At 44.0% G+C, this 14,458-nt stretch carries 7 protein-coding genes; 1 reads left to right on the top strand and 6 read right to left on the bottom strand.

Annotation, left to right across the window (positions count from 1 at the left end):
• Nucleotides 1–2 precede the first annotated feature (2 nt).
• The 6 genes from CWC29_RS21675 to CWC29_RS21650 form a co-directional block, all read right to left on the bottom strand.
• Nucleotides 3–824, bottom strand: coding sequence for a magnesium transporter MgtE N-terminal domain-containing protein (locus CWC29_RS21675; protein ID WP_138523264.1), 822 nt, complete (start codon nucleotides 822–824; stop codon nucleotides 3–5).
• Between the two features lie 9 nt (nucleotides 825–833).
• Nucleotides 834–1,691, bottom strand: coding sequence for a mechanosensitive ion channel family protein (locus CWC29_RS21670; RefSeq protein WP_138523262.1), 858 nt, complete (start codon nucleotides 1,689–1,691; stop codon nucleotides 834–836).
• Nucleotides 1,692–1,907: 216 nt separating this feature from the next.
• The gene (locus CWC29_RS21665; RefSeq protein ID WP_138523260.1) at nucleotides 1,908–2,372 is read right to left on the bottom strand and encodes a pyridoxamine 5'-phosphate oxidase family protein; all 465 of its coding nucleotides are present in this window, start codon (nucleotides 2,370–2,372) and stop codon (nucleotides 1,908–1,910) included.
• A 62-nt stretch (nucleotides 2,373–2,434) separates the two neighbouring features.
• Nucleotides 2,435–2,989 (bottom strand): type 1 glutamine amidotransferase domain-containing protein, encoded by a 555-nt coding sequence (locus tag CWC29_RS21660; RefSeq protein ID WP_138523258.1) that lies wholly within the window; start codon nucleotides 2,987–2,989, stop codon nucleotides 2,435–2,437.
• 249 nt (nucleotides 2,990–3,238) lie between these two features.
• Nucleotides 3,239–4,024 carry a hypothetical protein gene (locus CWC29_RS21655; protein ID WP_138523256.1) on the bottom strand — a complete coding sequence of 262 codons (786 nt, stop codon included), beginning with the start codon at nucleotides 4,022–4,024 and terminating at the stop codon, nucleotides 3,239–3,241.
• A 707-nt stretch (nucleotides 4,025–4,731) separates the two neighbouring features.
• The gene (locus tag CWC29_RS21650; protein ID WP_138523254.1) at nucleotides 4,732–6,732 is read right to left on the bottom strand and encodes an alpha-amylase; all 2,001 of its coding nucleotides are present in this window, start codon (nucleotides 6,730–6,732) and stop codon (nucleotides 4,732–4,734) included.
• A 504-nt stretch (nucleotides 6,733–7,236) separates the two neighbouring features.
• On the opposite strand from CWC29_RS21650, the gene CWC29_RS21645 reads away from it, so the two are divergent.
• Complete coding sequence (locus tag CWC29_RS21645) at nucleotides 7,237–14,379, top strand: Ig-like domain-containing protein (RefSeq protein ID WP_138523252.1); 7,143 nt, start codon at nucleotides 7,237–7,239, stop codon at nucleotides 14,377–14,379.
• Nucleotides 14,380–14,458 lie beyond the last annotated feature (79 nt).

Below are 14,458 nucleotides of genomic sequence, written 5' to 3'. Positions count from 1 at the left end.
GCTTATTTCCCCTTGACCTTAACTGGCACCAATGTATCTAACATGCTGGCAAACGAACTGGTGTAGGCATCTAACAAATCTAAAGATTCGCTTTGCTTGTCTTGTGTTTCATCCACTCTGCCAAGTGCACTTCTCACTCTGTAATGTGGCAACACCCCAATAAAGTCACCATTTCGATTGGCAACCGCAACCTGATCTTGTTGCGCCCAAACGGGTGACTTTAATGCACTATGCAACTCGGTATAACCGCTTAAAGAAATGACGTGAGTATCCATTAAATCTGCAATTTTCTGTTGCGATGTTTTTCGAAGTAAATGGTAAAGCGACAACTGACCCACCACATGCCGGTGCTGATCCACCACATAAACTAGTGCAAACCCAGTGTAGTCACGTTTTTTTAGACGCAGCAGTGACTCCTCAACTGTCATTGTCTCTTCAAGAATTAATACATCCGTTTCGACCCATGCTCCTACAGTATAATCTGGATAGCTAATCAGCATCTTACAGAGAGTTTGTCGTCTTACTGAGACAAGGTTAAGAAAACGTGCAAGTTCATCATCCTGTAGATGCCTGAAGATAGCGGCAACATCTGCCAGCTTCATTTTGCCAAGCCATCTAGCAATATCGACATCCGTTTGCGTTATCAGAATTTCTGCTGCACTACGAGGCAGCATGACTTTAAGCACATTTAAAGCAACTTCATTTGATAGAGTTTTGAGTAACTCGGCAGCTACATCTGGCGTTTGCAAAGAAAGTAAGCGCGCGGCGCCTGCGGGCTCTTCTTGTAAAAAGTGTTGCGCAATTTTAAGGTTTAACGCTGACATAGGGCCTCCCTACTGCTTACTTGAATGACTGTGTGTCGCGGTAATATGTGCCGAGTCCTGTAAAAATTGCCTAGCCGGTATTAGAGTTCTCCCCTTTTGGGTTTCAATCACTAGCATCGTTGCCGTGATTTCGGTGAGCGTGCCTGAAACGCCCGCAATTTCAATTTGATCGTTAATTCGACAGTGACGCAGCGCTTGTTTTGCTGCAACGGTATTTGCGATTAGCTCTCGACTCCCAAGACCAAAGGCCAATGCAACTCCTGCACATAGTACGCCTGTCAGCACCACTACCATATTGGTCACAAATTGAATATTGATCCCTAATTGCTCAATACCTATTACTGTTGCGGTAAATAGGATCGCGAGCTTGGCTATGTTACCCGCGACTTCGACTCGCGCAAACCCGACCGACTGCGCACCGGCTCTTGCCATGGCACTGGCCAAATTACCAAGCAGATAACCACCAACAATAATAAATATCCCAGCAAGGAGATTTGGTAAGTAACTGAGTAGCGAGGAGATCCAGTCACTAAAGAAGTTTAAACCAAGGCTGGATGTGGCCGCTGCGATAAAAAACATCATCGTGACCCAAAACACGGTTTTCCCTATCAGTCGAGCGTGTTTTAGATTTAGCTGAAGCGATTGTTCAGTTTGTACTCGTTGGCTTAAGCCCGCCAATGCGCGATTGCACAGCTTAAACAACGAAATAGTCAGCTTACTCAATAGCCAAGCCACTATCCAACCGACAAATAGCATGAGTGCCGCGCCCAATAGCTGCGGAGCATGAGTAACAAGTTGATTGATTAATTGCTCGTAACTGGCAGATAAGGCGTGTTGCCAATTATCAAAGGTACCCTCGGTGGCCATGTAAACTCCTGAATTCGCTGAAACAGCTTACTTTTAAATCAATACATTCATTGTTATCACAGTGTTAGCCGTTGTCCAGAGAATTCCCCGAAGTCCTAAATATTTAAACTACTAACAATACATTTTGGAGTATTTTCGTATGAGTGGAAGCACTTAAGGCGCAAAAACGAAAACTGTCTTTACGCCTTGGTTACTTATTTACATTGGGTATTATAACTACCTAAAGCGGATAGTCTCTCGCTCACCCATTTCTTCCGGTTCCACATTTTTGCCCACGGCTAGCTTTAATAAGCCACTTAAGTCGGGGCTAACATGCCAAATTTCAGCATCATCCAGTTCAAAACGAAGCATGATAAGCTCGGGGTCATCTTTACCCTTTTCAAACCAGCTCTCTGCCTGCCTTGACCAATGGGCATCAAGTACGTCTTGTCTTGTTTCTTCGATTAAGTGTCCGCGAATACACGCGAATACGTTATGCCCTTTACTGGAAAATTGCGCGGTTGCCTTGCCACACCTAGCAATACGATTTGTTTTACTGGTAAAAAACCAAAACTCGCCATTGGCGTCTTTATCCAGCTGTGCTCGCATTGGCTCATGGTGATTATTGTCATCACTCAAACCAATCATCACATTGGGGCTACTGTCTAGCGCTTCCCAGAAGGTTTTCTTTATGTCTGACATTATCTTCTCCTTATTTATACCTATTAGCGTCTGCTTGAAACGGCACAAACCCACTCTTTCAATTAATTGATATTATCTTGCTGCAAAGCCTCGATGATTGCTTTATTAAAAGCGTCAAGATCATTTGGATTACGACTTGTGATCAAGTTGTCGTCTACTGCAACTTTAAGGTCAATCCAGTCTGCACCGGCATTCTTAAGATCGGTTTTGATACTTGGGAAAGAAGTAAGCGTTTTTCCCTCCACCAGCTGCGCTTCGATTAGCAGCCAAGGGCCATGGCATATCGCCGCGATTGGGCGTTTATTACCAAACTCTGAAAAGGCCTGAATGAATTTAACCGCAGATTTTTCTTGCCTTAGTTTATCGGGGTTGAATAATCCGCCAGGTAAAACAAGCCCAGCATACTTACTGGGGGTGGCTTCGTCCAAAGTTAAGTCAACGGCGACTTTCTCACCCCAATTGTCTTCATCCCAAGCAGTAATATCGCCCTTTTTTAAAGAAATGATATCAACATTAAATCCCGCACTTTCAAGTGCCTGCTTAGGTTTAATCAGCTCACTTTGTTCAAATCCGTCAGTAGCCAAGATTGCAACTGAAATATTATCTGAGTTCTTCATCCTTCACTCCTTCAATACGCTAATGATGTTGAGATAGATGCAGAATTGATACCACCATATAACTTCATGAAATATATAAACATTAAAGTTTAAGCATCGTTTGGATGTAATCTTTACAGAGCTGAGGAATGTAAATCTGGACTAAATTAGATGGAATATATTTGGTCCTGAAGTCGCACAAAGGTCATAAAGGTGGAGAAAATCGTTTTAGTGAGCGTGGCGATGGCCACGCTCGTACGACACGTGGTATTACTTCACTACTAACTCTTCATGAACTATATAAATACCGGTTGGATTTGTTAATGACAACACTTTGACTGCTAAGGTTTTACCAGCTGCATTCTCACATTCAATGATTTGATACAGTACTTGTTTTCCAGCTTGAGAATTATCCACGGTAATATCTGTTGTAAATATATCTGAATGGAAAGGCCCTTTGCCATTTTCCCCATGGAACAAACCGAGCTCTACACCGCGATTGGATAATGTGCTACAGCGCCCACCGTTGCTCTGACTGTCGACATTTAAATGACTCTTGACCCGATAGGCACTATGATAACCATATGTATTTGGACGATGAACAAACTCCCCAGCAGGCTGTGCACTAATATCCCACTGTACAAGCGGTGCTCCAGGAACGTTAACATAAACATCATACTGCTCACCAGCAGCGCTAGTGCACGCAATCTCAACTCGTTTATTATCAGTCAAGTATTGCTCTGGAATGTCGGCTACAGCTTGTAGAACAGAAGTATTGCTAGACAGTAGTTGGACATCTGCATGCGCAATTTGCTCGCCCGATGTATGGTGATATACATTCGCGTAGCTGCAAAAATCTCCCTCGCCTCTTGGATATAAATCAACCTTAAGGTTATGTGCAAATTCACTTGCTAGTACGGCGGTTGCTATAGGACCGTTAGCGTACTCTGTGACACGTTCAAAGCCATCAATATCATGCGCTTGATTGGATAAGGCAACACTACTTGCTGACACAAGCATGGCGGCAAAGGATAGAGCGAAACCTAACTTCTTCATTATAAATTTTCCTTATTTAATCTTATAGAAAGCCTAGTTGCTGATATGTAATTGGGCCCATTCGCAAACAGCAAGTTGATAATAGTTATCAATGACAGCGCTGACAATTGTTTTATAACTCCGTTTAATGATCTAAATCAAGTTATTGTTTTTCAATGTTTTACTTGTTAAAAAACAGTTTAAACTGGACATAATTTAACCTCGTAAAGTTTTGTATTTATCATTATTGATGGATAGCCCTTTCATATCTAATAGGCCGAGTTTAAGTATATAAAATTGATTGGGCACTGAAGCACAACATTATCGTCGCAGTTTAAAACTCGGTTAAATAAATCAGCGCAAAAGGTAGTACTAAAATCGAAATGGGTGAGGTCATTGATCACACACTAAGGCAATGATGAAACTCGTTCCGCGAACTCGACGACAAAAAGTGAAACATAATAGCAACTGCTCAGCTCGCGCTATCAAGCCGTTCGTCATCAACCGCAAAAACTGAATATTTAGATCCACCACAAACAAGGAAGAGGATAACGCGATACTGTACCACTTAATTGAGGCCGTGTAGGTGAGTTAGTTTAGGCACTCTACGATATCAACAGATCACGACCTTGGAACTCTAGCTCGCTACACATATACGAAAACCTAAACGCAATTAAGCTGATTTAGCCCTTTTCTCCTAGATGATAAGCGAGCATTTTTTAAAAACATTAGGGTAAAATGAGAACAGAGTTTGTGCCAAACTCAAACACATTCAACTTTCCGCATTGAGCAAAATGATTATTGCTCGCATATGGTGTGCCTTGTTGGTTAATATCCCCCTCCCAACCTTGACCATTTTTAACGAATGCTTTTACTTCAAACCAACCGTTGAATGCTTTGCTACAATCCATTTCTACTTCCAGCAACCAGTAATGTGCTCCCCATTGGTTGAGTGACATGACGCCAAAACCCTCGCTGTCGTAACGTTTTTCCGCGCCCCAGTTAGCAGGCCAAATATTGGTTGTCCAATCCAGCGGACTCCCTTGGGCACCACTAGACTGCCTAGTTTCAGCCCCTAGCCAATCCAATCTGTTATCAGCCACTTTCCAAGCCGAAGTTGTCATGTTTCGCATGTTCAAATGCTTGATAGGTAAAGAGCAAAGAGTAGGATCGGCGCCGCAATCAATCCCTCTCTGCAATGCTGCGGCATGATCAAGACCACCTCGAACGAACATATCCTGACCCGATTGAGTTTCAGCTTTAATAAAAACTAATGTGCGTTGCCAATCACCAGTCTGCGGTGGGGTTGTCAACTTACTTTGATGATGAATGGCTACGGCATCCATAGCTGCTAAATTAATTTGTGCGTAACCGTTGGTATCAACTTCGATGCTTTTACCTGCGCAGTTTTCTTGACCGATACCTCCACTTAGCACATCACAATAGGTTCCGGCAGGGAGCCCTGTTTGCAGGCTTTGAACCATACTAGAAGATTCCCGGTTAATGGCGACAAAGCCTAAATTACCGCGAGAAAAAGCAATTTGGTTATTACCGTTGTCCCACCAATTTGCCACAGTCCAATTGCCATTAGTATGATTTCTAAACTGCATTGCACCTGCAATCATTGGGCGACGATGCTCACACTGCCATAATTGACTAGTACAATTGAGGTTACCATTTTGATGAACAGGCACCGAAGGGCCACCAGCATCAGTGTCACCATTAAATTCATAACTAGACATCACTTTAGGATAACCATAAGGATACGCCAGCATGAATACATTCGCTAAATCGTATAGTTTACCATCATGAAAGGTAACGATAGATCCCGCACCACCATGCCCACGCTGGTTATCATGGTTGTCTGTAAATACTACGGCTTTATAACTTGGCATCATGCCCCAAGCTTCGCCAAAGCTTTTTAACCAAGCCAGTTTGCCTTGTTTAAATGTCTCGCTCAGTTTAATGCTGTACTTAAACTCGGTGACTAAGCCATTTTGATGATATTCAGAAGCAGAAACCGCCTCACCTCCTTGATCAATCACCTCTTGGAAAACGACCGCTGGTTGATTCAGCTTGGCCAACACATCGCCAATATCACTTGCAGGCATGTGCTTGCTTGCATCCAGCCTAAACCCCGCCACGCCCAGAGATTGTAAATCGCTCAAAAAGCCCGCGAGGGTATTTTGTACGTAGCTCGCATCGGTGTCTAAATCATGAAGCCCTACGAGTTCACAGTGCTGCACTCGCCATGCATTATTACCGTAGTCTTCAGGGTTTATTGCGCAGGTCTCATGAAAATCTTGTGGACTATAGACAGAATATTGTTTGTTGCCAAAGGTGTTACCTGCAACTCCGGTGCCGTTGCCATGGGCCATGTGGTTTATAACGGCATCAACATAGATATCTACTCCGGCAGATTTACATCTCGCGACCATATCGGCAAATTCGGCTCGACTACCACTACGACTCGCAATCTCATAACTGACTGGCTGATAACGAGTCCACCATTGATCCCCTGTAATATGCTCATTGGGTGGTGATACTTGCACTGCAGCGTAGCCATTTGGCCCCAAAAACGTTTCACACTCCGTAGCAACATCAGCCCAAGACCATTCGAATAAATGAACGAATGTTGTTGAGTCGCCGTCAACGGCATGTGCAGGTGTAACGCAACTGGATACTAACAACACTCCCGCTGCAATTTGGTTTAGTTTTATATTTTTCATTATTGCGCCTCTTATTCACACAAGATTAACAATATAGAATTCCTAGCTAAACAATCTATTGAATACGTATGCATTGGTTTTACTAACAAGTAGCTGTGCTAAGAGTCAGCATAAACACCGAGTAGTATTTAAATTTCAGCAGTGAATGAGCATCTCAAGCAACTGAAGCCATGCACACCATGTGCGACAACAATTAAATTGCAATTAACAAATTAATATTTATTAAACTATTACTTAAACACGCAATTAAGATCTAAAAAAACAACATTAATTCATCGTTTTTTCTTATTTTTAAATTAAAAACTTAAAAATATCGCAACAATAAGAATTAAAATTTCCCTAAGTTTCTGTTTTAGGTTACGAATTTTTTATGAGAGTCATTCCAAGCTGCAAAACATCAACTACACTCAAATGACATCTTTGTATAAAAAAACCACAAAGTTGTCATCCGAAGCAGTTCTATAAATATTATCAACCTAGTAACTGAACCACTCAGGGGTCATTATGATTACACAGCGCTCACTGTTAAGCCGTGTTCGTAAGATTGTCTCTAACAGCTGCATAGCTGGCAGTATATTTTTCGCCTTAACCTCATCCGCATTTGCACTCGAAAATTGGCAAAAAGTCGAAAGGCTCACACCAACTGACGAAACAACAAATGCTGATGAATTAGTTTTTAAAGTCACGTTTGTTAACGCACATTCCGTTGCGCCAACTGCCAGTGACTTTACGATTCTAGGCGATGAGAAAGACACCAATAACGACACAACTATTGATACAGGTAGTAAAACAACTGCATCAATCACCCAAATCACCGTCGACTCAGGTAACAGCTCAATTTACCATGTTACGCTCTCTGGAGGTGACCTTGCCAGCTACAACGGTGTCGTTGCTTTATTGCCGTCGAGCAACTCGATACGACCTGAAGTGTTCGAAGCCTACTACGTTAGTAACGGCACTGAACTCCCAGCCTCTGATAAGCTCATTGTATATGACTACGCAGATCAAACTAGTGAGCTGGGCAATGGTTATTTTGGAACAACTGCTGCAGAAGCAAGAACTACAGCAGATGCTTTATGCAAAAGTAAATTTCTACGCAAGCACAACCGCCTAAACAATATTATTGATAGTTCTGCTTCAACAGCAGTGAGTAATGGCCCGGTTAGAGCCCGTGCAGTAATTTCATTCTCTGCATCCGATGATATAGCCAGTCTTGACACGAATTACAGTCTACCCAGTGTCAATGTTTATAATAGCGGAGGCACTAAGCTTGCTGACACCAATTGGGATGACTTTGTCAACGGTACACTCAGCGCCCTCAACAGTAACGCATCCGACATGTTAGAAAATTCGGGCAACGTTAAGTATTTTTGGAGTTTCTCTGATTCAGGAGGGACATTTAATGCCGCAAACAACTGTTCGGGCGGAACCTCACCTTCGAATACCGTCAAAGGTGTTGCCAACCAAAATGGCAGTTGGTATACCCTAATAGGCAGTGTTCCCTGTAACAACGCACTAAATTTAATATGTGTCGCATGGCATGAATCAGCCTATTTAGATGCCAATATCTCCAATACCGCACCTACAATTAGTAACTTACCAGCAAGCTTTACGGTGACAGAAGATGTCGCAACAACAGTTGATCTATCTGCAGTCGTTTTAGCTGATAACGAAGATGACAACTTAACGGTTACCTTGGCACTGGACAGCGGCACCATCGCAAGCACCGACGGCAATGGAACAGTGAGTAGCGTCACAGTGGCGGGAAGCGGAACATCAAGTATGACATTAAGTGGGTCAACGACTGCGCTTAATAGCTACCTCGATGTAACGACTAAACTCAACATTACTACTGCAACAGACAACACAACGGCAATGACGCTCACGGTTACACCGAATGATGGTACCGTTGATGGTGATGCCGCGACCAGTACCGTGAACGTCACGGCTGTTAACGATAAGCCTACGTTTACTTCCACTGCGGTCACTGCTTCAACTGAGGACTCAGTATACAAGTATTCAGTCACAACCAGCGACCCTGACAAAGATGCCGTCACCGTTTCTGTCTCAGCTAGTACTCCGCTTCCAAGTTGGCTAAGCTTGAACACCAGCACAGAAGCAACGGTGTCTACATTTGCAGGTCAAAGCTCCGGTTATATCGATGGAACCGGGACTGCCGCCTCATTCAAATCACCTTATGATGTTGCAACTGACAGTAATAACAATGTCTATGTCGCCGATTACAGTAACCATGTGATCCGTAAAATTACACCTGAGGGCGTTGTAACTACTCTAGCGGGCTCTGGGACCGCAGGTTCTGATGAAGGCACTGGTAGTGCTGCTTCATTTAACTTTCCCAAAGCCGTAACGGTTGACGCCTCTGGCAACGTTTATGTTGCCGATTCCTCAAATAATAAAATCCGTAAGATCACCCCAGCAGGAGTCGTGACCACCTTTGCAGGCAGCGGTTCTCCTGGCAGTATGGACGGAACTGGCACAGCAGCCACTTTTGCCGCGCCAACGGGTATCACGATTGACAGCAACGGAAATTTATATGTCGTAGAAACGAACCCTCATATCGTTCGTAAAATAACCCCTGCAGGTGTTGTAACTACATTTGCTGGCAGCAAAGGCTCTTCTGGGTTTACCGATGCGACTGGCACATCGGCAAAATTCAACTTCCCCTATAATGGCGGTAGTAGTAGCAATAACGACCTATTCATTGCTGACCGCAATAATCACGCTATTCGTAAAGTCACCTCAGCAGGTGTTGTGACTACGTTTGCCGGAACGGGTTCAGCAGGTTCAGCGGATGGCACAGGCACGCAAGCGAGCTTTAATAAACCTTATGATGTAGCACTAGATAGCGCTAATAACCTTTATGTATCCGAGCAAACGGGGCATACAATTCGAAAAATCACGACCGCAGGCGAAGTAACTACTTTTGCAGGAAGTGCTGGAACATCAGGAAACACCGATGGTTTAGCGAGTGTGGCACGCTTCAGCCAACCCTTTGGTATTGCAGTAGACAGCAATGGCATCGTTTATGTTGCAGATACCGGCAACCATCGAATTCGAAAAATATCACCGGCAGAGACGACGTTGACGGGTACGCCTAGCAATGACGATGTTGGCGATCACTATATTTGTTTAATTGTTTCCGACGGTACTGAAACCAGCGAGCAATGCTTTACCATTACGGTTACAAACGTCAATGATGCGCCCGTTGTCGCAACGAATACGGGTTTAACCTTAAATGGTGGTACAACAGTAAACATCACGAGTTCAGCTTTGTCTGCGAGCGATGTGGATGATAGTGGTACAGGTTTAACGTATACAGTAACTACCTTGCCAAGTCACGGAAGTCTCTTTGTAGATGCAAATAGTAATGACAGCTTAGACAGTGGGGAAGCACTCGGTAGCAATGGTACATTCACACAAGCTGATATTGAGAGCGGTAATCTTTTTTATACCCACGACGACTCTCAAAATGCGAGTGACAGTTTTGTCTTTTCACTAGAAGATGGCTTGGAAGACGGTGTTAGCGCTATTACCAATCAAACATTTAGCTTTGTTGTTGAACTAAATAAAGCACCAGTTATTAGTGGTACTCCAGCGGCGACCATCAACGAAAATGTTGCATATAGTTTTACGCCTACCGCAACTGACGAAGATAACAACACCTTAACATTTAGTATCACCAATAAACCGAGCTGGGCAACCTTTAGCACCTCAACTGGTAGTTTAACGGGAACACCTAGTTATACCGATGCAGGTGCATACAATGGTATTGTTATTACAGTGAGTGATGGAACAGCCAGCGATACCTTAAATTTTGATATTACTGTCGTCAACGTGAACCGCACACCAAGTATTAGCGGAACACCAGCGACCAGCGTTAATGAAAATAGCGGTTATAGCTTTACTCCAACCACCTCTGATCCTGATGGAGATACACTTACTTTCAGTATTACCAATAAACCAAGTTGGGCTACCTTCAGTACCAGCACAGGAGCCTTGAGCGGCACGCCAAGTTTTACTGATGCTGGCGACTACAACGGTATTGTAATAACGGCCAGCGATGGTAGCGCAACACAAACGCTAAGCTTTAATATTAGTGTTGTAAATGTGAATCGGGCGCCATCTATCAGTGGTACTCCGCCTACTTCGGTACTTGAGGGTGGTGTTTATAATTTCATACCAACCGCAAGTGACCCTGATAATGACAACCTAAGCTTCTCTATTGCTAATAAGCCGAGCTGGGCATCATTTAGCTCAACGACAGGATCGCTAACTGGAACTCCTAACTTCGAGCAGGCAGGTATTTATAGTGGTATAGTGATCACGGTAAGTGATGGTAGTACCACTCAAAACCTAACATTTTCTATCACCGTAAACGATGTGAATCGAGCTCCCACCATCAGTGGAGCACCTGCATCTTCGGTAAATGAAGGAGTAACTTATAGCTTTACCCCAAGTGCTTCCGATGAGGATAATGATAATCTTACCTTTAGCATTACCAACGCGCCTGATTGGTCAACATTCAGTAGTACAACGGGTACACTATCTGGTACTCCTACCTTTAATGATGGTGGTGAGCAATATAACATCACAATCAGTGTTAGTGATGGTAGTGAAAGCGCAAACCTTAACTTCACACTAAGCGTGGTCAACATCAATCGCTTGCCAACTATCAGTGGTACACCTGGCGTGAAAGTCACTGTGGGAGAAAACTATAGTTTTATACCTGCAGCAACAGATGAAGATGAGGACACGCTAAGCTTTACTGTCACTAATAAGCCAAGTTGGGCAATATTCTCAGTATCAACTGGTGAGCTTTCTGGTACACCATCAGAGACGGATATTGGTACGACTAACGGTATTCAAATCAGCGTTAGTGACGGCACTGACAATGCGAGTTTACCGTCATTTAGCCTTGAAGTAGTTGCCGAAAATACAGCGCCAACGGGTGAAAACCTCACGCTCAGCGTTACAGAAGATACTTCATTGACTATTCTGCCGACATTACAAGATGCTGAAGATGACACCTTAACGCTGACAATTGGTAATCAGCCAGCAAATGGGTCATTAACCAGCAGTGGTACAGGCTGGGTATATCAACCAGGAGCTGACTTCAATGGTGACGATAGCTTCACGTATTCAGTGAGCGATGGAGAGCTGCAAAGTGATAGCTATACGGTTTCATTAACTATCACAGCTGTAAATGACTTACCCATTGCAAATAACGATAACTTCCAGCTTGATGGGAGCGCCAATAATACGTTCACTTTGAATGTGTTAGCTAATGATACCGATGTTGATGGTGATACCCTCATTATCGAAGGTGTCAAGGCAAGTTTAGGCAGCGCCAGCGTAGTAGGCAATGCTCTGCAGTACACAGCTCCGAATAACTTCGCAGGTGCAGTTACTTTGAACTACGCCATTCGTGATGGGAAAGGTGGTCGAGCTAAAGCAAACGCACTATTAGAAATAAGTGGCGCAACCAATGGCGAGCCTCCTGTTGTCACCGCCCCAGCAGATTTAGAAGTTAATGCGACGGGACTATTTACCAAGGTAAATTTGGGTATTGCGACAGCACTCAATAGCAGTGGCGAGCCTTTACCTGTGACCCTTACTGAAGGTAAAACCGTATTTGCACCCGGAGAGCATAATGTTTACTGGCAAGCCACAGATGCAAACGGTAACTTAGGAACAGATCAACAGCTGCTGAGAGTGAATCCAATAGTGTCGTTGAGTAAAGACAAAACCATTGCTGAAGGCACCAAGGTAAATATTCAAGTGCTGCTAAATGGCCCTGCCCCGCAGTATCCTGTCACAGTCGACTACACGGTGACAGGCAGCGCAACATCTGGAGTGGATCATGACTTGAATAGTGGCTCGGTAACGATAAACTCAGGTACAAAGGCCAATATTTCAATTCAAACTGTTGCAGATAGTGAGTTTGAGGGCGATGAGACGATCACAGTCAGCTTGAATAGTGGTGCTAACCTTGGTTCAAAACGGGAAACTACTATTACTGTGAGCGAACAAAATATCGCGCCAGATGTCTCGCTAATGGTGACTCAGAATGATCAAAACCGATTAACCGTTAGCCAAGATGAAGGAACTGTATCTGTCGTTGCAACGGTAACCGATCCAAATGTTGACGATACTGTGACGAGCGCATGGAGAGTTACAGGTATGACTTCCGATCAATATACGGAGGATTCGCTACAACTTAGCTTTGACCCTTCAGCTCTACAACCAGGTACTTATAAAGTAACACATACCGCTACCGACTCAAGTAGTGCACAGGATAGTGATAGCGTATTTATCCAAGTGACCCAGTCACTACAACAATTGTCTGATACGGAAGATACCGATGGCGATCTCATTCCTGATAGTCAAGAGGGTTACGCCGATGACGACGGAGACGGGATCCCCGATTTCCAAGACGCGATCACCGAGTGTAATGTTATGCCTCAAGAAGTGATTACGCAGGATGGTTTCTTAGTTGAAGGTAACCCTGGGGTCTGTTTACGTAAAGGCGAGTTTACCGCAAGCGGTGAAACTGGTGGCCTACTCATGACAGATGATGAGGGTAACTCACAACTGGGCAGCGATGATGATGTGCAAATCACCGGCGGCTTATTTGACTTTATTGCTTATGGGCTCCCTAAAGCAGGTCAAGTATATCAGCTAGTTATGCCACAGCGTCTACCTATCCCAAGAGATGCCGTTTACCGTAAATTTAAAGCGTCATCAGGCAGTTGGGTTAACTTTGTGGAAGACGCAAACAACCTTGTGTTTAGTAGCGAAGGTGAGCCAGGTATTTGTCCGCCTCCAGGAGATGAAAGTTGGTCTGTGGGTTTGACTGAAGGACATTGGTGTGTGCAGCTTCAGATAGAAGATGGTGGCCTTAATGATGACGATGGTGAAGCAAACGGTAGTATTGTGGACCCGGGAGGTGTCGGTGTACTGCTCTCAAATAATCAGATGCCTGTAGCGCTAGACGATGCAATTAGCATGAAGTGGAACACTAATATTACTATTGACGTTTTAGCGAATGACACTGATGCTGATGGAGATATGCTCAGCATAGCAAATGCTTCAGCCAGCTTTGGCGAGGTTCAGATCAATTCAGATAACACCCTGTACTACACACCAAACACAGGCTATGTCGGAATTGATACGATAAATTACGCAATAACTGACGGGAACGGTGGAACCGCAGGCGCAACTGTAGCTGTTACTGTCATTGCTAATACAGCTCCTTTGGCAGAATCTGACATGGCAACAGTTACAACCGGTAAGCCTGTAACCATTAATGTTCTAGCAAACGACAGTGATGGTGATGGCGACGCCCTGCAAGTCACTGAAGCGACAGCACAGCACGGTAGTGTCGCTATTAATGCTGACTATAGTCTGACCTACCAATCGAATGCTGGGTTTGTTGGCAGCGATATCATCACTTATACGGTTTCAGATGGCGAAGCAAGTGCGCAAGGTGAGGTAAATATTACTGTCAACAAAGCGCCTACTGATACCATCACTAACAAGAGTGATAGTGGTAGTATGCCGTTATGGTTGATTTGGTTCAGCCTCGCGTTGGTGGTAGTTCGCCGTTGGCAGGCTGTAGCGCGTTAAGGGTCTTAACAAGTCAAAAACCATATGATAAAGGGGTAATGAAGTATCACTTCATTACCCCTTTCTTTATTACGATAAA

Source organism: Pseudoalteromonas galatheae, from assembly GCF_005886105.2.
Classification (GTDB): Bacteria; Pseudomonadota; Gammaproteobacteria; order Enterobacterales; family Alteromonadaceae; genus Pseudoalteromonas; species Pseudoalteromonas galatheae.
The sequence above is the reverse complement of the archived record's forward strand: the minus strand, read 5'-3'. Positions and strand labels throughout refer to the sequence as shown.

What these genes read in the sequence shown, in the direction of transcription:
- CWC29_RS21645 (WP_138523252.1), top strand. Translation starts at nt 7,237, where the DNA reads ATGATTACACAGCGCTCACTGTTAAGCCGTGTTCGTAAGATTGTCTCT.
- CWC29_RS21670 (WP_138523262.1), bottom strand. Translation starts at nt 1,691, where the DNA reads ATGGCCACCGAGGGTACCTTTGATAATTGGCAACACGCCTTATCTGCC.
- CWC29_RS21665 (WP_138523260.1), bottom strand. Translation starts at nt 2,372, where the DNA reads ATGTCAGACATAAAGAAAACCTTCTGGGAAGCGCTAGACAGTAGCCCC.
- CWC29_RS21675 (WP_138523264.1), bottom strand. Translation starts at nt 824, where the DNA reads ATGTCAGCGTTAAACCTTAAAATTGCGCAACACTTTTTACAAGAAGAG.
- CWC29_RS21650 (WP_138523254.1), bottom strand. Translation starts at nt 6,732, where the DNA reads ATGAAAAATATAAAACTAAACCAAATTGCAGCGGGAGTGTTGTTAGTA.
- CWC29_RS21655 (WP_138523256.1), bottom strand. Translation starts at nt 4,024, where the DNA reads ATGAAGAAGTTAGGTTTCGCTCTATCCTTTGCCGCCATGCTTGTGTCA.
- CWC29_RS21660 (WP_138523258.1), bottom strand. Translation starts at nt 2,989, where the DNA reads ATGAAGAACTCAGATAATATTTCAGTTGCAATCTTGGCTACTGACGGA.